Here is a 24,943-nt window from a genome sequence, read left to right as displayed (position 1 = left end):
GTGATAATGAGGATGTGCTGCTATGAACCTGATATATTTTAACAATTTAAAGAATCAGAAAAAATTCCTGGCAGGTCTGCTGCTGGTGTTATCTCTGCTGACAGCCTGCCTGACGGGCACGTACGCCGCCAACGATGACAAGCTGGTGCTGGAACTGAAGGTGGGAAGTGCTGCGGCAAAAATTGACGGTGCGTCTTCCGTGGCCGAAAAACCATATGTGGTCAATAAGACAATAATGGTGCCCCTGGAATGGTTTACAACGGCAGTGGGAGCCGAGGTAAACAAAAAATCCGGCAATGTTGTGGAAATCATTTATGGAGAAATGTCAGCTAGTATCACCATAGGGAAAACAAGCTATATCTGTAACCGGGAGACAAAAAAGCTGCCGGCAGCACCAGCTCTGAAAAATAAATCAACCATGGTTCCTTTGGATTTTTTAGTGGATAACTTTCCCATAACCGGCACGGGTGACCTGAAAACCGGAAATATAAAGCTTGTCCTGGAGGATGACGGAGCATTGAGTGATTTGTCCTTCCTTACCGGAGGCATCAGCAGTCCAAAGGTGGGAAACAGCTATTTTGGCTGGAGCCTGAGTATCCCTTCCGGCTCCAGGATTGTTTCCAACAGCTTCAAGTCCGACAGGACAGGCATTACAAATGAAGGCAGAAGTCTTTATTTTGAAATATATGTTGAGAACAAAAAAAGCAGGAAGCTTTCTGAATTGTACAATGACATACTGTACAACAGCACGGTGAGAAGCTCAAAAATGGATGTGAAGGCTGATATCCCCTACTTTCAGTATACCAGGCTGACAGAATACGATGAAGCACTCCGGGTAAAAGTTTTTGACAAGGGAGATTATTTTTACTATCTGACAATAAATTGTTACGATAATTCTGTCACCCCTGAAAAACTGCTGACAGACAAATACTACGAAAATATTGTGAATTCCTTTAATCTCAGTTACAGGGGAGCGGTTAAGGGGGTTGAGGACTTATCCAGGATAAAGCAGGGGAAAGCTGGTTTCTACAACTACATAGCGCTGAATCTTGAGTCGAAATATATGCCCTGGTCAATGGATGTTCCTGCAAGCTGGGACAGGGTTTTGGCAAATGATGATCCCATGTCCACCTGCCTGGGACTGGACAGCACCCATTATATGAAGGTTACCATGAACACCCTGGGCGAAAGCGGAAGTCTTGATGAGTATGTGGACAATATAGTAAAAAAGTATAATACCTATTTTAACAGGGCAGTATACAAGTTTATTTCAGACAGCTATGAGCCGGTTGCAGGGGCAGAAGCCAGAACTTTGAGATTTGGTATCAGGCAGGGAAGCAGGGACTATATAATCGATGAGTATTATTTCATCCAGGGGGATTTTGTCTATGAAATAACTGTGAAAATACCTGGGAATGAACATGACAGGCTTATTGGACAATTTAAGGAAACCATAAATCAAATGAGCTTCTATTCCATTGATGAAGACCGGTTTCAAAGTGATTTTGAAAAATTTAACGCCAGAAATCTGGGAATAAGAGTGGCTCAGCAGGATGGCCCTTTTGAATATATGAACAAGACCTTCAAATGGAGTTTGAAGATTCCTGGATATTGGACAAAGTCAGCGTCTGAGGATGACAGCAGTGTAACCTTCCTCAATCCCTACTCAAATACAAGTGTAATGGTTTATTCCCAGGAGAATTCTGCACTGTCAAAAAATCTTCCTGATGAAGAACGGTTCAGCATAATGAAAACTCTCAAGAAGGTATACAAGGCGACTCCTGTCCAGGGCACTGCAAGTGAAAAGGGCCTCCAGATGAGAGTATACACCTACAAGGTTGAAAGTGAAGAAAAGGATTATTTTGCAACCGTGACCTGCTACTGTTTTGAGGCAGGCGGCAATTCATACTGTTATGTTACTGCTGTTCCTGAGCTTACTGCCACTTTGGAGGCAAATAGCGAGGCCGGGGACATATGGAATTCCTTTACGATTAAAAACTGACAGTTATTACAACATTGGGTAAATCCTGGCGCATAATTTGGCCTTGTATTTCCAAAAAATCTCCTCCCAATTTATGCACCCTATTTATCCAATGTTATACTAGGAATATATTTACGCAGTACCGCAATAACCATAAGGAGTATTATGAGAGAGAAAATAGAACCCCTGGCATACAGGATGTCACCCCGGACAATTGAAGAATTTGTGGGACAGGACCACATAATCGGCAAGGATAAAATGCTGTACCGGATGATTAAGGCCGACAGGATTACTTCAATCATACTATATGGGCCTCCAGGTACGGGAAAGACTTCCCTGGCAAGAATTATTGCCAATACAACACAATCCAGCTTCGAGAAACTCAACGCCGTCACCTCGGGAGTTGCAGATATCAAGCGGATAGCGGCGGATACAAGGAATCCGATGCTCAACCCGAAGGGCAGGACTGTTTTGTTCATAGATGAAATACATCGCTTCAACAAGTCCCAGCAGGACGCCCTTCTGCCATATGTGGAGGATGGGTCAATAGTTTTGATCGGTGCAACAACTGAAAACCCTTTTTTTGAAGTCAACAAGGCCTTGATATCCAGGTCCACGGTTTTTATGCTGAAGCCCCTTGAAGAAAAGGATATAAAAAAGCTGCTTTTAACAGCAATAGAGGACAAGGAGAGGGGACTGGGAAACTACAGCATCAATATTGACCAGGCTGCACTGGATTACCTGAGTCTGGTCTGCTCGGGAGATGCCCGTACAGCCCTTAATTCAATCGAATTGGCTGTGCTCACCTCAGAATTGGATGAAAACGGCTCCCTGGACATTACCTTGAATACCATCGAAGAGTGTGTCCAAAAAAAGGCCATACGCTTTGATAAGAACGGAGAGGAGCACTATGATAATATCAGTGCCTTTATAAAGTCCATGAGGGGAAGCAGTCCGGATGCCGCAGTATTTTATCTGGCCAGGGCCCTATATGCAGGTGAGGATGTTGAGTTCCTGGCCAGAAGAATAATAATATGCGCTTCTGAGGATGTGGGAATGGCCAATCCCACCGCATTGCAGGTGGCCGTTGCTGCGGCCCAGGCCGTTAAAATGATCGGAATGCCGGAGGCCAGAATAATACTGGGTCACGCTGCGGTTACAGTGGCATGCAGCCCGAAATCAAACTCGGCGTATGTGGCTATAAACAAAGCTCTTGCTGATGTTGAAACAAAAAATACCGGAAGTGTTCCAATGCACCTGCGCAATGCGGCAGCCAGGGGAATGGAGCAGTTAGGCTATGGACAGGGCTATAAATACGCCCATGACTATAAAAACAATATAGTAAAGCAGGAATTTTTACCGGAGGAAATGAAGGGAACCTTATATTATCACCCCACAGCAAACGGCTATGAGGCCAAAATAAAAGATTGGTTGGAGAAATGGAGAGATCAGTGATGATGAGAAGAGTATTGGCGTGGATATTGCTTGCAGGTTTTGTTCTGTTGTTGTTAAACATAGTATTTTTTCATGTGTTCCAGATGCAAAGCGTTGCCGTGTATGCAATAATTGCTGTTTGGTTTATTTTTTCAAACAAGCCCCTGCCCAGCAATAAGATAATTAAGACGGGAGAGAATGCGGGAGGGACGGGACTTGAAAACTTCTCGGAAACTCAGGAGGATATTGAGGAGTTTCAGGGAGACGGCAATGAAAATGTTCAAGAGACCTCAGAACAATGACTGAAAATAACCTGATGTTTAAGGTTTTTACGTGATATTTGGAATAATTATTTTACCACTGCAAATACTATCAGGGAATAACTTCATGTAGAAGGAATATTTACTGGAAGCATATGCCATGAAATGAAGGGTATTCCTTTACAGTTCCGGAGGTAAAATATGATAGTAGCAGTACAGCCGAATATGCCAGAGCTTTCAAAGGCACTGACCCGCCGCGGTTACACCGTGGTGGATTTATATACTTATAGAAATCCTATTGATGCAGTAGTGTATGAGGGCAAGCGTTTTGATTTTTCAGCCATAACAGAAGAAAATACAGGTCCGGTAATGAGCACCAGCAGCAAATCCAGCTATGGTGTTTTTATTGTCTGCGCAAACGGAAAGAGCATTGACGAAATTGACTACATGTTGAAAACAAGGTGCTACAGTTCTTTTTTTGATTCGGACGATAATTGTTAACAATAAAATTTTACCATTTGTTTGTATAAATGTTGCTATTTATACTTGAATTCCTTAACACGATATGGTAACATCAATTAAAGTCTAGTAAATTAATTGGAATTAAGGTGATTAGCGTGAAGGTATCAACAAAGGGAAGATATGGTCTTAGAGCTATCGTTGATCTTGCCGTCCATGACAGGGATGGTCAGGTATCTTTAAAATGTGTTGCAGAAAGACAGGGCCTTTCAGAAAATTATCTGGAACAGCTTTTTTCATCCTTGAAAAAGTCAGGTCTTGTAAAAAGCATAAGAGGTGCTCAGGGCGGTTATTTACTTGCAAAGTCGGCTGAAAGCATATCTGTGGGGGATGTTTTGAGATCTCTTGAGGGAACACTTTGCCCTGTAGACTGTATTGATCTTGAGATGCCCGTTAGTTGCGACAAGGCTGACTATTGCGTTACGGCTACAGTTTGGGCCAAGCTGAGGGATAAAATAAACGAGGTTGTTGATTCTATTTCAATTGCTGACCTGGTTCTGGAGTATGAAAGCAAAACAAAAAATGATTATATATATTACATATAATCCTGTTTTTTAAATTCTTGTAAGGGTATATAATTAAGGAATGCTTGAAAACTACTTCAATTATTCCTGGTGAAGTTTATATAAAAGGGAGTGTTCGACATGGGAAACAGAATTATTTATTTGGATCACGCAGCAACCACTTATGTAAAACCTGAAGTATTTGAGGCAATGAAGCCATACTTTACTGAACATTTTGGAAATGCATCTTCTATATATAGTCTTGGACGTGAAAGCAAAAAAGCTATTGAAGAAGCAAGGGAAAAAGTAGCAAAGGCTTTGAAGTCTGAAGCCAGAGAGATATATTTTACAGGATCGGGAAGTGAAGCGGACAATTGGGCTGTAAAGGGTGTGGCCGCCGCAAACAGAAAAAAAGGCAACCACATTATTACATCTGCCATAGAGCATCCGGCAATTATGAATGCATGCAAATACCTGGAGGGTGAGGGTTTTGAGGTTACTTATCTGCCTGTGGACAGCGACGGTGCCGTTTCACTTGAGGATTTGAAAAAAGCCATCAAGGACACAACTATACTTATAAGCATAATGTTTGCCAACAACGAAATCGGAACCATTCAGCCAATACAGGAAATAGGGGCCATTGCCCGTGAAAAGGGCATCATATTCCACACCGATGCGGTACAGGCGGTGGGAAATGTGGATATTGATGTAAATAAACTGAATATCGACCTGCTCTCTCTTTCGGGTCATAAATTTTATGGACCGAAGGGTGTGGGCGCTTTGTATGTGAAAAAGGGAGTCAGAATTACTTCCTTTATACATGGCGGAGCTCAGGAGCGGGGAAAGAGAGCCAGTACAGAAAATCTTCCGGGAATAATCGGACTTGGAAAAGCAATAGAACTTGCAACGGAAAATATGGAAGCCTACAATAAAAAGCTTTTGGATTTAAGAGAAAAAACCATAGAAGGACTTATGGCAAAAGTACCGTATATCAGGCTCAACGGGCATAGAAGCAGCAGATTGCCCGGAAACGTGAATATTTCATTTCAGTATATTGAAGGAGAATCACTGCTGCTGATGCTTGATATGCTGGGTGTCTGCGGTTCCAGCGGCTCTGCCTGCTCTTCAGGCTCACTTGATCCCTCCCATGTGTTGATGGCAATAGGTCTGCCCCATGAAATTGCACATGGTTCCCTGAGATTGACTTTCGGAGATGTAAATACCCAGGAGGATGTTGATTTTATACTTGAGGAAATTCCTAAAATAGTCAGCAGGTTAAGAGATATGTCTCCATTGTACGAAGCAGTTAAAAACAAGAAGTAATTACAGGCTTAACCGTTAAACTATTGATATCTATAACAGGAAAGAGGTTATGTAAAATGTATAGTGAAAAAGTTATGGACCATTTTTCAAATCCAAGAAATGTTGGAGAAATTGATGATGCAAATGGCGTGGGTCAGGTTGGAAACGCAAAATGCGGTGATATAATGAAGATGTACCTGAAGATAGAGGATAATATTGTTGTAGATGCAAAATTCAAAACCTTTGGCTGCGGAGCCGCGGTCGCTACCAGCAGCATGGCAACCGAGCTGGTTAAGGGCAAGACTGTGGAAGAGGCTATGAAGATTACAAACAAGGCTGTTGCGGAGGCACTGGACGGTTTGCCGCCAGCAAAGATGCACTGTTCAAACCTTGCAGAAGAAGCTATAGCAGCAGCTCTGGAGGATTATAGAAGAAGGAACGGACTGGCCTCTGATGAAAGTGTGGACTGTACAGGCTGCTGCAACAGTTGCGGACACAGCCACGGTCGAGAAGAGGATTTTGAGGACGAGGATTGATAATTGACTTTTCAATTAATTTAAAGGGTTAAATAATAAATGCAGGATGTTATTATTTAGCCTTTTTTGTACAGGAGATTGACTGATGAATTCAAAGAAGGTTATGCTCGGTATGAGCGGCGGCGTAGACAGTTCTGTTGCAGCCGCCATTTTATTGCGGCAGGGTTATGAGGTAATAGGAGTGACACTGCAAATATGGCAGGATATGGACGAGGAGTCGAAAAAATCCGAAGGCGGCTGCTGCTCGCTTTCTGCGGTGGATGATGCCAGGAGAGTGGCAAATAAGCTTGGCATACCGTATTATGTGCTGAATTTTAAAGACATTTTCAATAAGACGGTCATAGAATATTTTAAGGATGAGTACTTTAAAGGCCGTACTCCCAACCCGTGCATTGCATGCAACAGACATGTGAAATGGCAGGCTATGCTTGACAAGGCCATTTCCATGGGAATTGACTATATTGCCACCGGCCATTATGCCAAGGTTGTGGAGGACCCTGTTTCAGGCAGATTTATTCTTAAGAAATCCGTCACTGACAGGAAGGACCAGACCTATGCGCTCTACAATCTGACACAGGAGCAACTGAGCAGGACCTTGATGCCTGTGGGTGACTACTCAAAGGAGCAGATAAGGGAAATCGCAAAGGAAATAGGACTTTCTGTTGCAACAAAGCCTGACAGTCAGGAAATCTGCTTTATCAGCGATAATGATTATGGAAGGTTTTTAAGCGAAAACAGTCCCAAAAAAATAATTCCCGGCAAGTTTGTGGACACCAGAGGCAATGTTTTAGGTACCCACAGAGGCATAGTACATTATACTGTGGGACAGAGGAAGGGGCTTGGAATAGCCTTTGGAAAGCCGATGTTTGTTGTGGCTCTGGATGCTGAAAACAACAGGGTGATTCTGGGAGACGACAGTGAGGTTTTTTCGGACACACTTACTGCTTCCGACCTGAATTTCATTTCCATGGAAGGCCCTTATGACGGGATGAGAGTAAATGCAAAAATCCGCTATTCCGCAAGGGAAGCACCTGCGACTATATGGCTAATGGGGACAAAGCAGATCAGGGTGGTATTTGATACTCCTCAGAGGGCGATAACACCTGGGCAGTCTGTGGTTTTCTATGACGGAGATGTGGTAGTAGGCGGAGGAACCATAGATTAGGAGGGCGGGCAGCCATGATTGAAGTTAAAAAGGAAGAGATGGATAAAATAGCACCGCTTTTTCAGGGCTGGGACGAAACTCTCATCTGGTCCTGCCTCCAGGGCTATATGGGCAAGGCCTGGGCCCGCAGTGGGGAAAAGCCCGGAGCGGCTCAGATAATAACCGGTGATTTCTGCTTTTTTGCCGGGCAGCCCGATGACGAGCTTATTAAAAACATACCCGGCAATTTTCCCTCCGAATACATACTGATGATACCTGAAAATCACAAGTGGGCTGCAGGGATTGAAAGGATTTACAAGAGCAGGTACGAAAGGTTCATGAGGTATGCCATAAAGAAGGAGCCGGGGGTATTTGACCGGAAAAGCCTGGGCTGCTATATTGAAAACCTTTCACCGGAGTATGCCGTAAAAAGTATTGATGAGAAAATATATCTGAAAACAAGGCGGGAAAGCTGGTCAAAGGATTTATGCTCACAATTTTCAACCTATGCAGATTATGAAAGATATGGCATGGGCTTTGCCGTTTTTCACGGTGACAAGCTGGTTTCAGGGGCTTCCTCCTATACTGTTTACAGAGACGGCATAGAAATAGAGATAGATACCAGGGAAGATTACAGGCGGAAGGGACTGGCTCTTGCATGTGCTTCAAGGCTAATACTGGAATGTCTTGACAGAAAGCTGTATCCTAGTTGGGATGCCGCCAACAGGGAATCTGTGGCCTTGGCAGAAAAGTTGGGATATCACTTTGAAAAAGAATATGTAACCTATGCGGTTCCTGCAAGATGAAGAAGTGAAAACCGGCATAAAATAAAAAAAGCCTTGGGTCAGGAGGCTGTTTCTCTTATTTTCCGGGGGTTGCCGTGTATATCGCTGTCAGGATGTTTTTCAAAAACATCAAAGGCTTCACTCAGGCAATCCTCAATAACGTCGGAATTTAAATATACGTTATTATTATTCAATTTTCTCACCTTCTTTCAACTACAGTATTAACTATATACCTATTTACATATAATATCAATACCAATTTATGTTAAGTTTCCATTACATAAGTAAATAATAATTAACTTAACTGGTTATTTCAGGCTCGACAGGGAGTAGGCAGCCTTTTGTCTGTTAACTATATTTTAGCCGGCACAACCGGTTGAATTGGCTAAAAGGCTTCAAAAACCGGCTTCCGCTTCTCAAAATGCATGGTATATTTAAATCCGATAGCTTTCAGGCAGTGGGCGGCCTCCTCGAAGCAATGGCCCAAATGCTCCGTAAAGTGCGAATCCGAACCTATTGTGACGATTTCGCCCCCAAGCTCGAAATATCTCCTGAATACATCGTAACCGGGTATGGGTTGCTGTAAGTCAGACCGGAGTCCCGAGGTGTTGAGTTCAATACCTTTTCCTTTATGTATGACAGCTTTGAGTATCATGTCCAGGATATCACTGTAGTCGGCGTATCTTAAGGGCTTATCCTCAAAATTTCCATATCGGGCTGCATAACCTATATGACCTATAATGTCATAGTTGTCGTACGCATTGACGGACAGCAGAATTTCCTCCAGGTAACGCTCATAGGACTGCTGCTGGGAGCGCCCTCTGAAAAAAGCACCGGTATAGGGGTCCATATGGTCTATTATATGAACGGAATTAATTACAAAATCGAAAGGATACATGGCAAGCACCTGATTTATTTTGTCTGTAACCTGGGGCTGGAACCCCATCTCAACACCTATCAAAACATCAAGCTTTCCTTTCCACCTGTCTTTAAGTCCGCAGAAAACCTGAAAATAGTTTTCATAGTCAATTAAAAAGCTTTCATCAAAGTCGGGATAGTCATAATCCACATGATCTGTAAAAACAATTCCCTTAAGGCCTATTTCCACCGCTCGTTTACAAGCAGCTTCCGCATCCATTTTTGAGTCTGTGGAAAATTTTGAATGAATATGATTGTCATACATTGTAACTTTCTCCTTTGATAAGTATAATTAAAACTGAATAAATTATCCAATCTGTTTTATTTGTATAATGAATTGGATATCTTAATATATGAGAAGCAGTATTGTTTTAATATTATCAACTTTTTAAAATTAAGTCAAAAATAATGGAGCAGGCATGCAGGCTGTGCATGCGGACGGGAGAGTGTCATGGGTGAAGAAAAATCACAAGGAGAACTGCTGAAGGAAAAATTGTCCTATGAAACAAAAAATGCCTGGGAACATGGTGAAAATGAGATACGCAAGGCCTATGACCTTTGTGAAAATTATAAGGCATATCTGGATAAAGGAAAAACAGAAAGGGAGTTTGCCGCAGTTGTTGAAAAAGAGCTGGTCAAAAACGGTTATGAAAACCTGCAGCTTTTGTTCAAGCAGGGAAAAAAATTAAGGAAGGGCGCCAGGGTTTATTACATAAATAAACATAAGGCGGTTGCATTTGCAATTTTGGGTGACAAGCCGGTTGCAGACGGAATAAACATGGTGGGTGCTCATATTGATTCTCCGAGAATAGATATCAAGCAAAATCCATTGTATGAAGACTCAGGGCTTGTGCTGCTTAAAACCCATTATTACGGCGGAATCAAGAAATATCAGTGGGTTGCCATTCCATACTCCCTTCATGGAGTAGTTGTCAGGGCTGACGGAACGAAGGTGGACATTTGCATAGGAGAGGATGAAACTGATCCTGTTTTTACAATAACCGATCTTCTGCCGCACCTGGCCCAGGATCAGATGCAGAAAAAAGCTACCGAAGTTGTAACCGGAGAAGGTTTGAATCTTCTGTTGGGGTCAAGGCCCTATAATGACAAAAAGCTTAAAGATAAAATCAAGCTTAACATACTGAAGCTTCTTAACGAAAAGTACGGCATGGTGGAGGAGGATTTTCTTTCGGCTGAGCTTGAAGCTGTTCCTGCTTTTAAAGCCAGAGATATAGGCCTTGACAGAAGCCTGATCGGAGCTTATGGACAGGATGACAGAGTTTGTGCTTTTACCTGCGTACAGGCCATGCTGGATGCAAAACCTGCTGCGAGGACGGCACTGTGTATACTGACCGACAAGGAGGAAATAGGCAGCACCGGAAACACAGGGGCACAATCCAATTTTCTCAAAAGCTTCATTTCAAAATTGCTTTATCTGACCAGTGACAATTATTCGGATGTTCTGCTTAATCAATGCCTGGAAAACTCTTATATGCTTTCGGCAGATGTGAATCCGGGTGTTGACCCCTCATACCAGGAAGTATACGAAAAAAGAAATGCTTCATACCTGGGAAATGGAGTAGTTATTCAGAAATATACCGGTTCCAGGGGAAAGTATGATGCCAGTGATGCCAGTGCCGAAATGATGGGCTTGATAAGAAAGCTGTTCAACGATAAGGGCATAATATGGCATACTGCTGAACTTGGCAAGGTGGATCAGGGTGGAGGCGGAACCATAGCACAGTATGTTGCAAACCTTGGAGTCGAAGTCCTGGACTGCGGTGTGCCGATTTTGTCAATGCACTCTCCGGTGGAGGTTACCAGCAAAATAGACGTGTTCATGTGCTACAAGGCAATGCAGGCTTTTCTTGAAAGCAATCCGGCATAATAGAAGAGATTGCCTTACCCAAGGCGGTATTTTTGAATAATATATAAGAAAGAATAATGATAAACCTCATCAGAAGGTTGGAATAAACCAAGGGAGAAGCAAATGATTAAATTCGGACCCTCCGGAAACTCGGACAGTTTTTATGAACAGGGCTACAAATCGTCTTCACAAATGCCGGCGTGGCTGGCATCAATGGGCCTGGAGGCTTATGAGTATTCCTGCAGCAAAGGTGTCAAGGTCGGTGAAGCAACAGCCAGGGAAATAGGGCTTCAGGCCATGGAGAACAATATATTCCTGAGCATTCACGCACCCTATTATATTAATATGGCCAGTGAAGAGGCTGAAAAAAGGGAAAATTCAAAAAGATATATACTGGAAACCATGCAGGTTGCAAGATGGATGGGAGCCAAAAGAATTGTGGTGCATACAGGCTCCTGCAGCAAGATTCCCAGGGAAGCCGCTTTGAGGCAGGCGCTGGCAATCCTGGCCGAGACCTTGGAACTGGCTGATGCTGCCGGTTTTGGGGATATACACATCTGTCCGGAGGTGCTGGGCAAACAAAACCAGTTGGGTACGGTAGAGGAAATTCTGGAGATGTGCAAGGTTGATGAGAGGGTTATTCCAACAATAGATTTCGGACATGTGCATGCCCGTGGACTGGGAATCTTGAATTCAGAGGAGGACTTTGCCGCGGTTATCAATATGATTGAAAACTACATCGGAAAAGAGAGGGCAAAAAGGATACATTGTCATTTCAGCAGGATTGAGTTTTCAAGGGGCGGAGAAAAAAGGCACTGGAATTTCTCCGACAGGCAGTATGGGCCGGAATTTGAGCACCTTGCGCCCATTCTTGTAAAAAGAAGAATGGAACCTGTTATAATATGTGAGTCAAGGGGAATGATGGCTGAAGATGCTGTTGCCCTGAAAAAGATATATATGGAAGCCAGAGAGAAGTATGAATAGAATAAATACTGATAACAAAAGGAGGCAAAAAATGAAAAAAGTATTGGTTGTAAACGGGCCTAACCTGAATTTGCTGGGAGTCCGTGAAAAAGGTGTTTACGGAAGTGAGACTTTACTGGATATTGCCAAGGCGGTAAATATAACATCTGAACAGTTGGGGCTTGAAACGGATTTTATACAGAGCAATCACGAAGGGGAAATCATTGATAAGCTTCATGCAGCCCGGGAGGTCTATGACTGCATAGTAATAAACGCAGGTGCCTACACCCATTACAGCATAGCCATCAGGGATGCAATCAAGGCCATAGAGCTTCCTACAATAGAGATTCACCTTTCAAACATACATAGCAGAGAAGAATTCAGGCACACCTCTGTAATTGCCCCCGTGTGTGTGGGACAGATTTGCGGTTTTGGAAAGATGAGCTATATCCTTGCATTGCACGCTGCGGCAGAGCTTCAGCCAGGCTAAGGTTAAGGGCAGGTAAACAGTAAATATAAAAAAAAATATAAAAAAAATATAAAAATAAAGATAAGGACATTGACTTATTAAATAATGGGGAATTTAGGAGGCAGTTAAATGTTTAATGCAGAAAATCTCAGTAAAAGACTGGACGGTTTCAGGAACAGGTTGGCAGAATTGCACCTTGAGGCGGCCTTGATTACAAAAAGAGAAAGTTATATGTATTTGTCAGGCTTTACAGGGACTTCAGCAAATTTGCTGATAACCTCAAAAAAAGCCTATCTGCTTACAGATTTCAGATATATGGAGCAATCTGCCCGTCAGGCTCCTCTGTTTCAAATAGTTCAGCACAAGCCGGACATAAATGAAACCATCGGAGAACTGATACATTCCGAACAGGCTAGGAGCATTGGCTTTGAAGACCACGCAGTCAGCTATTCTGCCGGCAGGGCACTGTCCGACCGGTTTAAGGACATGGAATTCAAAGGTATGGGCCTGGCAGTAGATGATATGAGAAGCATTAAGGACGAGCAGGAAATTGAAATTATTGCAAAAGCCGTAAAAATAGCGGACGATGCACTGATGCAAGTACTTCCTTTAATCAGGCCCGGAATAACCGAGCTTGATGTGGCAGCCGAACTTGAGTATAAAATGAAAAAGCTTGGAGCGGCAGGTCCTTCTTTTGAAACAATAGTGGCTTCCGGTTTGAGGTCGTCAATGCCGCATGGAGTGGCATCGGACAAAAAACTGGAACTTGGTGACGCCATAACCATAGATTTTGGGGCATTATACAACCACTACTGCTCTGATATAACAAGGACAGTCTTTCTGGGACAGCCGGATAAAAGGCTCATTGATATTTACAATATTGTGCTTGAGGCCCAGTTGACCTCCGAAAGAGGAGCCGTAAGGGGCAGAACCGGAAGAGAAGTTGACAGGATAGCCAGGGATATCATTTACAGCAAGGGCTATGAGGGCAAATTCGGACATGGTCTTGGACATGGTGTGGGACTTGAAATTCATGAAAGCCCAAGACTGTCCATGAGCGGAGAAAAGGCACTGGAAAACAGGATGGCCGTGACTGTTGAGCCGGGAATATATGTAGAGGGCCTGGGCGGTGTGAGGATTGAAGATACAATTATCATACGGGATGACAAACCTCAGGTATTGACCCAGGCACCCAAAGAAATAATTATACTGTAAAAAGTAAAACTGTGGAAAATTTAAAATAAAATGCTTGAAACATATCTTCCCATGGGAAATGAAGGTTTCAACGGTAATTGACTTTAGGAAAACTTTCAAAAAAATACACTAAAATTGAAGCATTTACTATTAAATTGAAAATTTTTCTTGCTTAAACCTGAAAATTAATTTAATATAAACTAGGGTACAATTAAACATAAAGTTTTGTGTTATTCATTTAAATTTATAAAATGCATATTTATTTATATCATGGAGGTAAGATATGATAGTTGCTGGTGATTTTAGGAACGGCGTAACTTTTGAGTTGGACAATAACATCTTTCAGGTTGTTGAATTCCAACACGTAAAACCAGGCAAAGGAGCTGCTTTTGTTAGAACAAGGCTGAAAAATATAGTGACCGGAGCTACAGTTGAAAGAACTTTTAATCCAACTGACAAGATGCCCAAGGCTCATATTGAAAGAAAAGATATGCAGTATCTCTATAACGATGGTGACTTGTATTATTTTATGGATGTTGAATCCTATGAGCAGCTTCCCATAAACAAGTCTGCTATAGGTAATGCCCTTGATCTTGTAAAGGAAAACAATGTAGTAAGAATACTTTCACATAAGGGAAATGTTTTCGGTATAGAGCCACCTACCTTTGTGGAACTTGAAGTAACCCAAACTGACCCCGGCTTCAAGGGTGACACTGCTACAGGTGCGACCAAGCCGGCTACTGTTGAAACCGGTGCAGTTATAAAAGTGCCTCTTTTTGTTAATACTGGTGATGTAATCAGAATTGATACCAGAACAAATGAATATATGGAAAGAGTAAACAAATAATAAATATCAAGGAAAGACAGAGGAGGTAGGATTATGAGCTATATTAGTGAGCGAGTTGCTTTCATAAAAGGCTTGGCAGAGGGTATGAAAATTGATGACACTACAAATGAAGGCAAACTTTTGACTGCTATCATTGATGTTCTGGATGATATTTCTCTTGCAATAGAAGATGTTGAAGAGATACAGGACGAAATGGGCGAGCAGGTTGATGGTATTGATGAGGATCTTGCCGAACTCGAAAAAACCGTATATGAACAAGAGGATGATATTGAATTTGAAGAAATCCAGTGTCCGTACTGCGGTGAAGAAATTGAAGTTGATCTTGAGCTGATTGATGAGGATGCAGAATCAATTGAGTGCCCTCACTGCCATCAGAAGATAGAGCTTGAATGGGATTGTGATTGTGATGATGATGAGTGCGACTGCGGCTGTGGCCATGAGCACGATGAAGAATAGTAATTGACTTTGGTAAAGCTGCCGGCTTTTGACGGCAGCTTTTTTATATGTCTTTTGCCGGGGCAGCGGTAAATTGTATATATAATAGATTGTGAAATTGTATTGACACCTTAATACAATTACTGTATCATTGTATTAAGTGATTAATACAATGATACAGTAATACAATATATGGGTTTGAAAGGAGCAAGTTATAATATGAAAAACAGGCTTATGCTTTTATTTGCCGCATTGCTGGCAATAGCTGCAATCTCAGGTTGTACATACGGCAGTGGGGTTACAAGAGGCTCAGTTGAGGTAAATACCTTTTCAAAAATGTCCATGTCCTATCAGAAATTCAGCGGTTATAAAACAACCAAAGTTAAAGTTGGGGATGGAGAAGCAATTGAAGTCAGCGTAGCTATTGTTACCACAGAAGGAAAACTTGATCTGGAAATCTCCAAAAAAACTGATTCAGGGGCTGCAAACAGAACAGAAGCTGAAAAAGGCCGGGAAGAAGAAACTATTTATCAGGGAACAGACCTGCCTACATCGGATTTCAAGGTAAAGCTGGATAAGCCGGGCAACTATGAGATTACTGTGGAAGGTGATGAGCACAAGGGAAGCTATAAAATAACCTGGGACAAAATAGACCAGGAGAAATAGCCGCATTTAAGAAAGGAGGAACTTCATGGCAAACGATTTTTCATCAAACGTGCCTATTTATATTCAGATAATGAATGATGTAAAACTTAAAATTGTGGCGGGGGTATGGGAGCCAGGGCAGCGCCTTCAGTCGGTGAGGGACCTGGCAGTGGAGTTTTCGGTAAATCCCAATACCATGCAGAGGGCATTGGCAGAATTGGAACGGGATGGACTGCTTTATACCGAAAGAACTTCAGGCAGATATGTGGCACAGGATCACCAGAAAATCTTAAAGGCCAGAAGCGAAATGGCCCGGCAATACACCGATAATTACTATGATGCCATGGAAAAGCTGGGTTATAAAAGGGATGAAGTTATTTATATAGTTACAAATAAATTAGACCTTATAAAGGGGGAAGGCAGTAATGGGTAAGATAATTGAAATTATAGCCTTAGAGAAGAAATACGGTTCCAAAAAAGTTCTGGACAATATATCCTTGACACTTGAGAGCGGCACTATAGTGGGCCTGCTTGGTCCCAACGGCTGCGGCAAGACCTCGTTGATAAAGGTGATGGCAGGACTTATAAAAGATTATAACGGAAAGGTGCTGATAGACGGCAATGAACCGGGTGAAGCCTCAAAAGCCTTAATATCATACCTGCCTGAGAAAACCTATTTGTCGGAAAATTACAGGGCAAGGGAAGCCATGGATTTCTTTGAGGACTTTTATACCGATTTTGACAGGAAGAAAGCTGAGGAGATGTTCCAGCAATTCAAGCTTGATCCCAATCAAAAAATAAAAAGTATGTCCAAGGGAATGCAGGAAAAGGTCCAGCTTATACTTGTGATGTCCAGAAGAGCAAAAATCTATCTGCTGGACGAACCGCTGGGAGGACTGGACCCTGCATCAAGAAAGGCCATGCTGGATATTATCCTGAACAATTATTCGGAGGATTCCGTGGTGCTCATATCAACCCACCTGATACATGATGTGGAAAGGATTTTTGACAAGGTGATAATGGTTGGGGACAGAAGGATTCTCATAGACGACACTGTGGACAATATTCGTGAAAGCAAAGGCAAATCTGTCGTTGAATTATTTGAGGAGGTATTCAAATGTTAAACAAATTATTAAAACATGAATTTAAGGATACTGCACGCATAATTCCGATGTTCTACCTGATAAGTCTTATTTTTGCAAGTATGGTGCTTTCGGCCAAGACGTTGGATATCGACTGGTTCAGGATGACAACCTCGTTTGTACTGCTTTTGCTTGGTATCGCTGTTTCAATTGTAACCTTCGTTGTAATTGCCATGAGATTTTATAGAAATCTTTATTCAAATGAAGGCTACCTGATGTTTACGTTACCTGTAAAGCCGCATTTGCTGCTGGCAGCCAAGGGTATAGCTGCTTTCTTTTGGATGCTGCTGAGCTACGGAGTGACTGTGTGCGCATTTTATATAAGCTTATATGGCTTTGGTTTAACCGGAGAGCTTTCAATGGTAATGGATCAGCTCAAAATATACGGAATGGAAAAAGTAATATATCTTTTCGTGCCAATGATGATTCTTGCAACCCTATACTTGCTGGGTCAGATATATTTCGCAATAACCATGGCAAACAGGCCTGCCTTTCACAGTATGGGCGGAGCTGCTGCCTTTCTGGTCTTTATCGCAACAAATGTAATCCTGCAAATAGCAGAAGCAATATTTGCCATATTTGTACCGTTTTCAGTAGAAATTGATCTGGTGGAAAATATAGGAGTTTCCCTGACTTCCCAAAATATGTTCGGCTATCTGCTCGAAAGCATGAAGGGAGCAGAACCCACGACAATTGTAATAGGGTTTGGAGGCTATATATTTGAAATCATTATGGTATGCATATTGTTCTATGTAACCTCAAGAATTATGAAAAACAAGGTGTCATTGAGATGATAATATTGAAATGTTAGCCACATAATAAAACCTTATACAAAAGGGAGTATTGCCAACTACTTTAAGTAGGGAGCATGCTCTTTTTTGGTGTAATGACCAGTGGTCTGTAACGTCTGATAAGTTTTATCTGTTGCAGACTACTGGGAAAAGTTCCTTGTTAAAACAGGGTGTTAAGTCAACTTCAAAATTTACTATAAGGTATAGAAAATAAATTTTGGAGTGATACAAAATGTATATGAGAGCCCCGGCACAGAAGAAAACAGAGCAAGCTTCAGCCAAAATAAATTCAAATTCACATAAACAAAACCTCAAGCAGGGTCAACCTGCTAAAAAAACAATGTCAGGAGTACGGATTATAGAATAATATTACAGTTTATACTTTCAGACCCTGATTTGATAACTCAGGAGGAGTTTTTGATATTTCAGAGTGCGGTGGGTTACCGGGAGGCTGTAAAGTTAATGGAAGAGGGCAGACAGCGCAAACGGCTTCGAAAAATGGGGCTGTCCTTTGAAAAAGAGCTGCCAGTGCAAGGAAAAATGCAGCAAAAAAAGCAGGATGAAAGGAGTACAGCTTCTAATACAGGTCTGCCGGATAAACTGCAGACCGGGTTGGAAAACCTTTCTGGAGTCAGTCTTTCTGACGTACAGGTGCATTATAATTCTGATAAACCTCAGCAGGAGGGAGCACTTGCGTATACTCAGGGAAGCGAAATTTATATTGGGCCGGGCCAGGAAAATTATCTCCCTCATGAGGGCTGGCATGTGGTACAGCAGAAGCAGGGAAGAGTAAGTGCAGCATTTCAGCTTAAATCCGGCCTTGATGTGAACGCTGATGAGCATTTGGAAAAAGAAGCCGACATAATGGGTAAAAAAGCAGAGAGCAACGCTGAGGACAGTATATTACATATTGAACAAACAAACGGAGTAAAAGCTCCAGGTACAAAAGGAACTGTTATCCAGAGAGTTACAACACAGGAAGAAGGAATGAAAATTGCAGCTCAGAATACAAAAAAACAGGAGACGGCAGAAAAAGCTGAGATAATACCGGCAGCATATGGCGAAACCAGCGAAAATGTAAAGAAAATACAGCAGGTTTTAATAAGTATGAATTACTGGACAGGAAGAAGCGGTGATAAAGCCAGCGGGTATTTTGGGGACGTTACCAGGGAATCGTTAATTAACTTCCAAACAGGATATATGAAGCTGGACAAGCAGGAGCTATATGATAAAAAAGGCAAATATGTAGGCTGCGGACCCGGTACGGCCAAGAGCTTGAATAGCGCATATAAATTATTGAATAATTCCAATGTACCCGAACAGGCAAAAAATGGTATAATGGGAATAGGAAAAAGCCCGGAAAACAATTCAACTTATAATTGGGACATAAAAGCCGGGGTGTATAATGCCTATGTCAAAGAAGCCCAATTAATGCTCATGAATATGGGTTACAAACTGCCCAAATATGGGGCTGATGGGAAGTGGAGCAATAGCGGGGAGACTTATGAAGCCTTGTTGAGTTTTCAAAAAGGCTGTGAAACAGAATTGGAAGGTATAAAGAAAAATGGAACCGCTGAGAACCGTAAAGAGGTGGAACACTTCCAGGGCATTGAGCCAACGGGGAAATTGGATCAGCGTACATATGCTGCATTACAGAAAGAAAAAACTAAGAAGGTAACTGCAAATTACAATAACACTCCTCCAAAGAAAGTCGAGAATGGAAATAAGGGGACGGGTAATTCAAAAGAAGATACGGAAGCAGAACAAATAGCAAATAGGACTTTTTATTACTATTTTGGTCAAAATGAAACAGGGGTTATACCTGCTAATGCCTCTGTTACCCCAGAAGTTGCTACTGAAATGCTTAAGAACCTATCTAAAGGTGAGTATGGATTTAAGCCAGAGTTTGGTAAGGGAGGATGTTCTTGGTTTGTTACCGAAGGAAATCCTTATGTTGGTATAAGTCCAAATAAAAATATTGATATTCCGGTAGATGTCACAAAGCCAAATGGTTTCCTTGTTTTTGATGAAGCTCGGTTGCTTCAAATGTTTAATACCACAAAGACTGCTACAGAAGCTGAAGCAATGTCGAAGTTCCGAAATTATAATGGACTATCCGACACTACACCACTAAACAGTAAAATGCAAAAAGCATTTACACAATTTCATAAAAGATTTGCTGAATCTCGTATGTGGGATAAAGTAGGTGAACTTGTCCGAGCATCTTCTAGTAAGGTTGGTGAAGTAATACTTCAAGAAGGAAGTGCTTTTTCAAAACAGGGGTCTGGAAAATTTGCTGTAGTAGCAGATGCTTCAAAAGTTCAGGTGAAAGGCGGCATTACAGCCCTAGCTGAGATTGTAAAAGGTAAAGGGGATGCAGTAGAACCAGCTTTAGTTGAGGCGGCTGAAGCAATGGCAACAAAGTTAAAGTGGGCAGGAACAGTTCGTAATGTATTCAGATATGGAGGAAAAGTATTAATTGTTGTAGGTGTTGCAGCGGATGTATATAAAGTCTATGTTGCCGAGGATAAGGTAAAGGCGGTTGTGGAATCAGCAGGAGGATGGGCTGGGGCTACTGCGGGAGCAGCGGCGTTTGCTGCTTGGTGGACTCCGGCTGATGTAGCAGGACCATGGGCTTGGGTTGCACATGGAGTAGGAACCCTTATTGCTGGTGGTGTTGGATATTGGGCAGGTTCTGGAATAACAAGAACAATTTATGAACTTGTGATTGAAGAATAGTAAATTATACCGTGATTTTAGTACCAAGAGCTGTCTGCAAAAATGCAGGAAAGGAATTAATGTATGACTAGAAAAGAAGTCCTCAATATATTAATAAATTTATCAGGTTCACTTGGGCCATTTCAAAAGATGGATTGCATGGATGATTATGAGAAAATGCATACAGATATGTATAATATTATGGATGATGATTCATTTGAAATTTTGATTGATATTCTATTGAATCCACCTGAAGTTGGGCGTATAGAACCTGAAGATTTTGAGTATGAACTTAAGGAAGCAATAACTGCAATTGGGCGTAGAAATACTCAGAATTGTTTGGAAAAGGTTAAGGATTTGCTATATGTCGAACAAGTGAGACCAGTAATTATTGATGTTATAGGTGGTTTGGATTGCAAGGAAGGCATTTTACTGTTAGAACCACTTTTAGAATTAGAGAACTTAACGGATTATGAACTTGTAAATTTGGCATGTGCATTTGGTTCAATTGGAGGTTTAAAATCTTTTAAGATTTTAAAGAAAATGAAAGTAAAGTATGCTGATAAGTCATCTGTTGTATTGAGAGAAATTGATATTGGATTAACTACTTTGAAGTATTAAAGGGCAATCAATATGATGGAGAACACTTACTAGTGCGTAAGGTTTAAACCTCGCGGGCGGTTATCTTTATGATAACCGTCTTTTTGTTTTAAATTTATGTCATAAACCTGGACAAAGCCTAATATATATAAATAACTTACTTGGATAAGTGATTGGAAATTACGTCATATCGGTCGCTCCTCATGTAGGAGCGTGGATTGAAATATCGATATCAATCCTCTCTGGATATGTAACATGCGCCTCACGTAGGAGCGTGGATTGAAATTCCGAATGGAAGCTAAAAATTGGAAACCTAAGAGAGGTATACATATGATTAAAGGTGTTCAGAGCGACATAATGCCCTATTTGATGCCAAGCATACGGGCAGTGTTTATGAGGATGGACAGCAAAAAGTTGGACAATCTTCAGGAAATACGAATGAGAGCGGGCAAGCCGCTGATGGCAGCCGACGGTGCGTTCGACCTGTTTGTGACTGCTGACGGTGAATTAACCGGCAATATAAAGGATTCATATATGGTGGTCCAAAATGAAATCACCAAGACCATTGAATTAATGAGTGAAAATTCGGTTTATGCTTTTCAGGATGAAATAAAAGCCGGATTTCTGACTTTGAAAGGCGGACACCGCGTAGGTCTGTGCGGCAGGGTAGTATTCCAGGATGGACAGATCAGAAATATCAAGGATTTCAACGGGATAAACATACGTGTTGCAAAGGAAATAAAGGGCTGCGCAATGCGTGTTGCCGGCTACATAATGAAAAATAACACCGAAGTATATAACACTCTCATTATAGGGCCTCCACAATGCGGCAAGACAACAATACTCCGGGATGCGGCAAGACTGTTGAGCAATGGCGACCTGGAACTGGATTTTAAGGGCCTCAAAATAGGAATTGTTGACGAAAGGTCTGAAATAGCTGCCTGCAGTAAAGGTATCCCGCAAAATGATGTGGGCTTCAGGACGGATGTTATGGATAGCTGTCCAAAGGCCTTAGGCATGGAAATGCTGCTTAGAAGCATGTCACCTCATGTGATAATTACTGATGAAATCGGTACACATGGAGATGGGGCTGCAATATTGAAGGTACTTAATTCCGGAGTAAAAATAATTGCCTCTGCCCATGGCTATAACATATCGGAGCTCAAAATGAGGGAAGAGCTGCTGGCCCTTATCAAGGCAGGAACCTTTGAGCGCTATATCGTGCTTAGCTCAGGTGAAGGACCGGGCACACTGGAGGAGGTAATTGACTCACAACTGAGCATCATCTACAGGAGGTGTTCCCCATGCTTGTAAAGCTCATAGGTGCTGCAGTTCTCATAGGTGCTACAAGTGTAATAGGTTTTTCCAAGGCGGCCGATTGCTCAAGGAGACCAAGAACACTGCGGGAGCTGCAGGCTTTGCTGCAAATGCTTGAAAATGAAATCAGCTACCTGTCCAACCTGCTTACTGAAGCGTTTACGAGAATATATGAAAACTCAGGGGTAGAAGCAGCCATACTGTTCAAGGCCGCCGCCCAAAACCTTGAGGCCGGAGGCGTCACGGCGGATACAGCCTGGGAAAGAGCAGTAGACGACAACGCCCCAAGGCTTTCGCTAAATAAAGAGGACAAGTCCATACTGGCCACCTTTGGTAAGATGCTTGGAAATTCAGACCTGGAAGGACAGCTCAACAACATAAGGCTTGTCACCTCCCAGCTCAGGCTTCAGGAAATAAAATCGGAAGAAATGAAGAAAAAAAATGAAAAAATGTATAGAAGTCTTGGGGTTTTAAGCGGACTTGCTATAACCATCATATTATTTTAAGTCTGCTTGGGCAATTGGATATTGCAAAAGCGACATGAGGGGGGCTTATAATGAGCGTGGATTTAATATTTAAAATAGCAGCCATCGGAATACTGGTGTCGGTTCTTAATCAGGTGCTCATCCGTTCGGGAAGAGAAGAACAGGCAATGATGACTACTCTTGCAGGAATTGTAGTGGTGCTGATGATGGTTTCAAAAGAAATTGCCGGCCTGTTTGCAGCAGTCAAGACTATGTTTCAGTTCTAGATAAACTCAGGATAATATCCTGTACGGCATAACTTTATGAGGATAAGGATGATATGGATATACTTCAAATTGTTTGCATCGGAATAGTAGCTGTTGTACTGTCTGTAACAATAAAACAGCAGAAACCTGAAATAGCATTGCAGGTAAGCATAGCCACCGGTCTTCTGATATTTATCCTGATTGTGGTCAAGCTTACGTCGGTTATAGAGTTCATAAAGACCTTCAGCAGAAAGGCTGATATAGATGCGGCCTACATAGGGATACTGCTTAAAATAGTTGGAATTGCGTATATAGCGGAGTTTGGCGCAGAGGTTTGCAAGGATGCCGGCGAGTCTTCGATAGCATCAAAAATAGAGCTGGCAGGTAAAGTAACCATTGTTATCCTGGCAGTTCCAATAATTTCATCGCTTCTGGACCTGGTGGTAAAGCTCATGCCATGAGCAATCAATACAATTTGAATTTATATAAACGGCACAGATAGGAGATAAAAAATGCAAAGGAAAAGTATGGTTGAGAGAACAGCACAATTGCAAAAATATAAAATATTCATACTGCTTCTGATAGTAATGCTGGGTTTATTCCTTCCTGCAGAAATACGTGCTGCCGGCAGCGGGGAAACCCTTCAGGACAAAAGCCTTGCAAAGGACACGGCAGCCCTGCCTGAACACAGGAAGACAGAAAGCAGAAACGGAAAGGGTTCAGAGAACGCAGGAATTACCCAGGATGAATTGGGAATAATCAATGAGCAGCTTGAGTCGAACAATTCCTCGGGAATCGGAGATACTCTGAAAAAGTTTTACACCGGTGAGACTCAGAAACTGTTCCCTGATTTCAATCCGGAAGAAATTTTATCGGATGCCGCCAAGGGAGATTTCAAATTCAGTATTCAGGGTCTTCTTAACAGAATAATCAGATATCTTCTTGAGGAGGTATTTTTGAATATAAATGTCCTTTTAAAAATAGTCATACTGGCAATAATATGTGCAATACTTAAAAACCTGCAGAATTCCTTTCTTGGAGAAAGTGTGGGCGAGCTGGCTTTTTTCGTCTGCTATATAGTTATTGTTTCGGTACTGATGGTCAGCTTCAGCAGTGCAATGAACATGTGCTTTTCCATAATAGACAGCATGGTGACCTTTATGCATGCCATCATACCGCTGCTTATAACCCTTCTGGTATCAGCCGGCAACCTGACCTCCGCAGGGGTCTTCCAGCCTGTACTTATAATGCTGGTGGAAGTGGGTGCTACGGTTATTAAAAACTTTTTCATACCTCTTATTTTTCTTGTGACAGTACTGAATATTGTAAATAACATATCCGACAAGGTGCAGTTAACTAAACTTTCGGGCTTCATGAAGCAGATATGCACCTGGGGTCTTGGACTGATACTTACGGTTTTTATAGGAATCGTTTCCATACAGGGCTCAATGGGAGCGGTAGTTGACGGTGTAACCAGCAAAACGGCAAAATATGCACTTGGAACCTTTATACCTGTTGTGGGAAAATACCTGGCTGACGCCGCCGATACGGTGGTGGGCTGTACACTTGTCATAAAAAATGCGTCAGGTGTCATAGCAATGCTGGGAATTATAATAATATGCCTTGCACCGCTTTTGAAAATACTTGCCATGATTATTTTGTACAAGCTGGCCTGTGCGTTCGTGGAGCCTATTTCAGACAGGAAAATAACAAACTGCCTCAATGATATGGCCGGATCGCTGACATATATACTGGGAGTCACGGCAGCGGTTGCTGTAATGTTCCTGATTGCAATTACGGTTGTCATAAGCACCACAAATATTTCAGCCATGATAAGGTAGGT

The 24,943-nt window shown here is 42.1% G+C and carries 28 protein-coding genes; 26 read left to right on the top strand and 2 right to left on the bottom strand.

Features of this window, described 5'->3' with window-relative positions; genetic code table 11:
• The first annotated feature begins 22 nt into the window (after positions 1-22).
• From CLHUN_RS13060 to CLHUN_RS13020, 9 genes are all read left to right on the top strand, one after another.
• A complete protein-coding gene (locus CLHUN_RS13060; protein WP_080065075.1) occupies positions 23-2,002 on the top strand; it encodes a stalk domain-containing protein in 1,980 nt (659 codons plus the stop codon).
• Between the two features lie 144 nt (positions 2,003-2,146).
• A complete protein-coding gene (locus tag CLHUN_RS13055; protein ID WP_080065074.1) occupies positions 2,147-3,436 on the top strand; it encodes a replication-associated recombination protein A in 1,290 nt (429 codons plus the stop codon).
• Entirely contained in the window at positions 3,436-3,717 is a 282-nt protein-coding gene (locus CLHUN_RS13050; RefSeq protein WP_080065073.1) for a hypothetical protein, read from the top strand. Before CLHUN_RS13055 ends, CLHUN_RS13050 begins: the two co-directional genes overlap by 1 nt.
• 159 nt (positions 3,718-3,876) lie before the next feature.
• A complete protein-coding gene (locus tag CLHUN_RS13045) occupies positions 3,877-4,176 on the top strand; it encodes a YkuS family protein (RefSeq protein WP_080065072.1) in 300 nt (99 codons plus the stop codon).
• 116 nt (positions 4,177-4,292) lie between these two features.
• Positions 4,293-4,739 carry an RrF2 family transcriptional regulator gene (locus CLHUN_RS13040; RefSeq protein ID WP_080065071.1) on the top strand — a complete coding sequence of 149 codons (447 nt, stop codon included), beginning with the start codon at positions 4,293-4,295 and terminating at the stop codon, positions 4,737-4,739.
• Positions 4,740-4,838: 99 nt separating this feature from the next.
• Positions 4,839-6,020 (top strand): cysteine desulfurase NifS, encoded by a 1,182-nt coding sequence (gene nifS / locus CLHUN_RS13035; RefSeq protein ID WP_080065070.1) that lies wholly within the window; start codon positions 4,839-4,841, stop codon positions 6,018-6,020.
• Positions 6,021-6,076: 56 nt separating this feature from the next.
• On the top strand, positions 6,077-6,535 hold the full coding sequence (gene nifU, locus CLHUN_RS13030; RefSeq protein ID WP_080065069.1) for a Fe-S cluster assembly scaffold protein NifU: 459 nt from the start codon (positions 6,077-6,079) through the stop codon (positions 6,533-6,535).
• A gap of 85 nt (positions 6,536-6,620) precedes the next feature.
• On the top strand, positions 6,621-7,700 hold the full coding sequence (gene mnmA, locus CLHUN_RS13025) for a tRNA 2-thiouridine(34) synthase MnmA (RefSeq protein ID WP_080065068.1): 1,080 nt from the start codon (positions 6,621-6,623) through the stop codon (positions 7,698-7,700).
• A gap of 14 nt (positions 7,701-7,714) precedes the next feature.
• Complete coding sequence (locus CLHUN_RS13020; protein WP_080065067.1) at positions 7,715-8,485, top strand: GNAT family N-acetyltransferase; 771 nt, start codon at positions 7,715-7,717, stop codon at positions 8,483-8,485.
• A gap of 38 nt (positions 8,486-8,523) precedes the next feature.
• Here the strand turns inward: CLHUN_RS13020 and CLHUN_RS22730 are convergent, their stop codons facing one another.
• Both CLHUN_RS22730 and CLHUN_RS13015 read right to left on the bottom strand, forming a co-directional pair.
• On the bottom strand, positions 8,524-8,658 hold the full coding sequence (locus tag CLHUN_RS22730; RefSeq protein ID WP_278247544.1) for a hypothetical protein: 135 nt from the start codon (positions 8,656-8,658) through the stop codon (positions 8,524-8,526).
• A 191-nt stretch (positions 8,659-8,849) separates the two neighbouring features.
• Positions 8,850-9,647, bottom strand: coding sequence for a histidinol-phosphatase HisJ family protein (locus CLHUN_RS13015; RefSeq protein ID WP_080065066.1), 798 nt, complete (start codon positions 9,645-9,647; stop codon positions 8,850-8,852).
• A 186-nt stretch (positions 9,648-9,833) separates the two neighbouring features.
• Between CLHUN_RS13015 and CLHUN_RS13010 the strand changes: the two genes are divergently transcribed.
• The 17 genes from CLHUN_RS13010 to spoIIIAE all read left to right on the top strand — a co-directional run bounded on the left by CLHUN_RS13010 (position 9,834) and on the right by spoIIIAE (position 24,941).
• A complete protein-coding gene (locus CLHUN_RS13010; RefSeq protein ID WP_080065065.1) occupies positions 9,834-11,270 on the top strand; it encodes an aminopeptidase in 1,437 nt (478 codons plus the stop codon).
• A 102-nt stretch (positions 11,271-11,372) separates the two neighbouring features.
• Positions 11,373-12,233 carry a TIM barrel protein gene (locus CLHUN_RS13005; protein WP_080065064.1) on the top strand — a complete coding sequence of 287 codons (861 nt, stop codon included), beginning with the start codon at positions 11,373-11,375 and terminating at the stop codon, positions 12,231-12,233.
• Positions 12,234-12,264: 31 nt separating this feature from the next.
• The gene (aroQ, locus tag CLHUN_RS13000) at positions 12,265-12,702 is read left to right on the top strand and encodes a type II 3-dehydroquinate dehydratase (protein ID WP_080065063.1); all 438 of its coding nucleotides are present in this window, start codon (positions 12,265-12,267) and stop codon (positions 12,700-12,702) included.
• Between the two features lie 108 nt (positions 12,703-12,810).
• Entirely contained in the window at positions 12,811-13,896 is a 1,086-nt protein-coding gene (locus tag CLHUN_RS12995) for an aminopeptidase P family protein (RefSeq protein ID WP_080065062.1), read from the top strand.
• 262 nt (positions 13,897-14,158) lie between these two features.
• A complete protein-coding gene (gene efp / locus CLHUN_RS12990) occupies positions 14,159-14,722 on the top strand; it encodes an elongation factor P (RefSeq protein WP_080065061.1) in 564 nt (187 codons plus the stop codon).
• A gap of 33 nt (positions 14,723-14,755) precedes the next feature.
• Positions 14,756-15,178, top strand: coding sequence for a CD1247 N-terminal domain-containing protein (locus CLHUN_RS12985; protein WP_080065060.1), 423 nt, complete (start codon positions 14,756-14,758; stop codon positions 15,176-15,178).
• A 198-nt stretch (positions 15,179-15,376) separates the two neighbouring features.
• Positions 15,377-15,823, top strand: a complete 447-nt coding sequence (locus CLHUN_RS12980) for a hypothetical protein (protein WP_080065059.1) — start codon at positions 15,377-15,379, stop codon at positions 15,821-15,823.
• A 25-nt stretch (positions 15,824-15,848) separates the two neighbouring features.
• Entirely contained in the window at positions 15,849-16,235 is a 387-nt protein-coding gene (locus CLHUN_RS12975; protein ID WP_080065058.1) for a GntR family transcriptional regulator, read from the top strand.
• Positions 16,228-16,926, top strand: coding sequence for an ABC transporter ATP-binding protein (locus CLHUN_RS12970; RefSeq protein ID WP_080065057.1), 699 nt, complete (start codon positions 16,228-16,230; stop codon positions 16,924-16,926). The genes CLHUN_RS12975 and CLHUN_RS12970 overlap by 8 nt, the downstream gene beginning before the upstream one ends.
• The gene (locus CLHUN_RS12965) at positions 16,920-17,738 is read left to right on the top strand and encodes an ABC transporter permease (RefSeq protein ID WP_080065056.1); all 819 of its coding nucleotides are present in this window, start codon (positions 16,920-16,922) and stop codon (positions 17,736-17,738) included. The genes CLHUN_RS12970 and CLHUN_RS12965 overlap by 7 nt, the downstream gene beginning before the upstream one ends.
• Before the next feature lie 459 nt (positions 17,739-18,197).
• Entirely contained in the window at positions 18,198-20,474 is a 2,277-nt protein-coding gene (locus tag CLHUN_RS22555; RefSeq protein WP_242656513.1) for an eCIS core domain-containing protein, read from the top strand.
• A 63-nt stretch (positions 20,475-20,537) separates the two neighbouring features.
• Positions 20,538-21,074: an FHA domain-containing protein gene (locus CLHUN_RS12955; RefSeq protein WP_080065055.1), complete on the top strand. Its 537-nt coding sequence runs from the start codon at positions 20,538-20,540 to the stop codon at positions 21,072-21,074.
• A 309-nt stretch (positions 21,075-21,383) separates the two neighbouring features.
• Complete coding sequence (gene spoIIIAA / locus CLHUN_RS12950) at positions 21,384-22,367, top strand: stage III sporulation protein AA (RefSeq protein ID WP_080065054.1); 984 nt, start codon at positions 21,384-21,386, stop codon at positions 22,365-22,367.
• The gene (spoIIIAB, locus tag CLHUN_RS12945) at positions 22,358-22,876 is read left to right on the top strand and encodes a stage III sporulation protein SpoIIIAB (RefSeq protein ID WP_080065053.1); all 519 of its coding nucleotides are present in this window, start codon (positions 22,358-22,360) and stop codon (positions 22,874-22,876) included. Before spoIIIAA ends, spoIIIAB begins: the two co-directional genes overlap by 10 nt.
• A gap of 50 nt (positions 22,877-22,926) precedes the next feature.
• Positions 22,927-23,121: a stage III sporulation protein AC gene (gene spoIIIAC, locus CLHUN_RS12940; RefSeq protein ID WP_080065052.1), complete on the top strand. Its 195-nt coding sequence runs from the start codon at positions 22,927-22,929 to the stop codon at positions 23,119-23,121.
• 53 nt (positions 23,122-23,174) lie between these two features.
• Positions 23,175-23,561: a stage III sporulation protein AD gene (gene spoIIIAD / locus CLHUN_RS12935; RefSeq protein ID WP_080065051.1), complete on the top strand. Its 387-nt coding sequence runs from the start codon at positions 23,175-23,177 to the stop codon at positions 23,559-23,561.
• A gap of 51 nt (positions 23,562-23,612) precedes the next feature.
• Positions 23,613-24,941 (top strand): stage III sporulation protein AE, encoded by a 1,329-nt coding sequence (spoIIIAE, locus tag CLHUN_RS12930; RefSeq protein ID WP_080065050.1) that lies wholly within the window; start codon positions 23,613-23,615, stop codon positions 24,939-24,941.
• The last annotated feature ends 2 nt before the right edge of the window (positions 24,942-24,943 follow it).

The sequence above is a fragment of the Ruminiclostridium hungatei genome, assembly GCF_002051585.1.
Taxonomy (GTDB): Bacteria; Bacillota; Clostridia; order Acetivibrionales; family DSM-1351; genus Ruminiclostridium; species Ruminiclostridium hungatei.
This window is presented reverse-complemented; position numbering and strand designations above follow the sequence as displayed.

What these genes read in the sequence shown, in the direction of transcription:
- CLHUN_RS22555 (WP_242656513.1), top strand. Translation starts at nt 18,198, where the DNA reads ATGGAAGAGGGCAGACAGCGCAAACGGCTTCGAAAAATGGGGCTGTCC.
- spoIIIAD (WP_080065051.1), top strand. Translation starts at nt 23,175, where the DNA reads ATGGATATACTTCAAATTGTTTGCATCGGAATAGTAGCTGTTGTACTG.
- spoIIIAE (WP_080065050.1), top strand. Translation starts at nt 23,613, where the DNA reads ATGCAAAGGAAAAGTATGGTTGAGAGAACAGCACAATTGCAAAAATAT.
- CLHUN_RS13010 (WP_080065065.1), top strand. Translation starts at nt 9,834, where the DNA reads ATGGGTGAAGAAAAATCACAAGGAGAACTGCTGAAGGAAAAATTGTCC.
- CLHUN_RS13015 (WP_080065066.1), bottom strand. Translation starts at nt 9,647, where the DNA reads ATGTATGACAATCATATTCATTCAAAATTTTCCACAGACTCAAAAATG.
- CLHUN_RS13050 (WP_080065073.1), top strand. Translation starts at nt 3,436, where the DNA reads ATGATGAGAAGAGTATTGGCGTGGATATTGCTTGCAGGTTTTGTTCTG.
- nifS (WP_080065070.1), top strand. Translation starts at nt 4,839, where the DNA reads ATGGGAAACAGAATTATTTATTTGGATCACGCAGCAACCACTTATGTA.
- spoIIIAA (WP_080065054.1), top strand. Translation starts at nt 21,384, where the DNA reads ATGATTAAAGGTGTTCAGAGCGACATAATGCCCTATTTGATGCCAAGC.
- CLHUN_RS13020 (WP_080065067.1), top strand. Translation starts at nt 7,715, where the DNA reads ATGATTGAAGTTAAAAAGGAAGAGATGGATAAAATAGCACCGCTTTTT.
- CLHUN_RS13005 (WP_080065064.1), top strand. Translation starts at nt 11,373, where the DNA reads ATGATTAAATTCGGACCCTCCGGAAACTCGGACAGTTTTTATGAACAG.
- spoIIIAC (WP_080065052.1), top strand. Translation starts at nt 22,927, where the DNA reads ATGAGCGTGGATTTAATATTTAAAATAGCAGCCATCGGAATACTGGTG.
- CLHUN_RS12995 (WP_080065062.1), top strand. Translation starts at nt 12,811, where the DNA reads ATGTTTAATGCAGAAAATCTCAGTAAAAGACTGGACGGTTTCAGGAAC.
- CLHUN_RS12980 (WP_080065059.1), top strand. Translation starts at nt 15,377, where the DNA reads ATGAAAAACAGGCTTATGCTTTTATTTGCCGCATTGCTGGCAATAGCT.
- aroQ (WP_080065063.1), top strand. Translation starts at nt 12,265, where the DNA reads ATGAAAAAAGTATTGGTTGTAAACGGGCCTAACCTGAATTTGCTGGGA.
- CLHUN_RS13045 (WP_080065072.1), top strand. Translation starts at nt 3,877, where the DNA reads ATGATAGTAGCAGTACAGCCGAATATGCCAGAGCTTTCAAAGGCACTG.
- nifU (WP_080065069.1), top strand. Translation starts at nt 6,077, where the DNA reads ATGTATAGTGAAAAAGTTATGGACCATTTTTCAAATCCAAGAAATGTT.
- CLHUN_RS12955 (WP_080065055.1), top strand. Translation starts at nt 20,538, where the DNA reads ATGACTAGAAAAGAAGTCCTCAATATATTAATAAATTTATCAGGTTCA.
- mnmA (WP_080065068.1), top strand. Translation starts at nt 6,621, where the DNA reads ATGAATTCAAAGAAGGTTATGCTCGGTATGAGCGGCGGCGTAGACAGT.
- CLHUN_RS12985 (WP_080065060.1), top strand. Translation starts at nt 14,756, where the DNA reads ATGAGCTATATTAGTGAGCGAGTTGCTTTCATAAAAGGCTTGGCAGAG.
- CLHUN_RS12965 (WP_080065056.1), top strand. Translation starts at nt 16,920, where the DNA reads ATGTTAAACAAATTATTAAAACATGAATTTAAGGATACTGCACGCATA.
- CLHUN_RS12975 (WP_080065058.1), top strand. Translation starts at nt 15,849, where the DNA reads ATGGCAAACGATTTTTCATCAAACGTGCCTATTTATATTCAGATAATG.
- CLHUN_RS13060 (WP_080065075.1), top strand. Translation starts at nt 23, where the DNA reads ATGAACCTGATATATTTTAACAATTTAAAGAATCAGAAAAAATTCCTG.
- CLHUN_RS12970 (WP_080065057.1), top strand. Translation starts at nt 16,228, where the DNA reads ATGGGTAAGATAATTGAAATTATAGCCTTAGAGAAGAAATACGGTTCC.
- efp (WP_080065061.1), top strand. Translation starts at nt 14,159, where the DNA reads ATGATAGTTGCTGGTGATTTTAGGAACGGCGTAACTTTTGAGTTGGAC.
- CLHUN_RS13055 (WP_080065074.1), top strand. Translation starts at nt 2,147, where the DNA reads ATGAGAGAGAAAATAGAACCCCTGGCATACAGGATGTCACCCCGGACA.
- spoIIIAB (WP_080065053.1), top strand. Translation starts at nt 22,358, where the DNA reads ATGCTTGTAAAGCTCATAGGTGCTGCAGTTCTCATAGGTGCTACAAGT.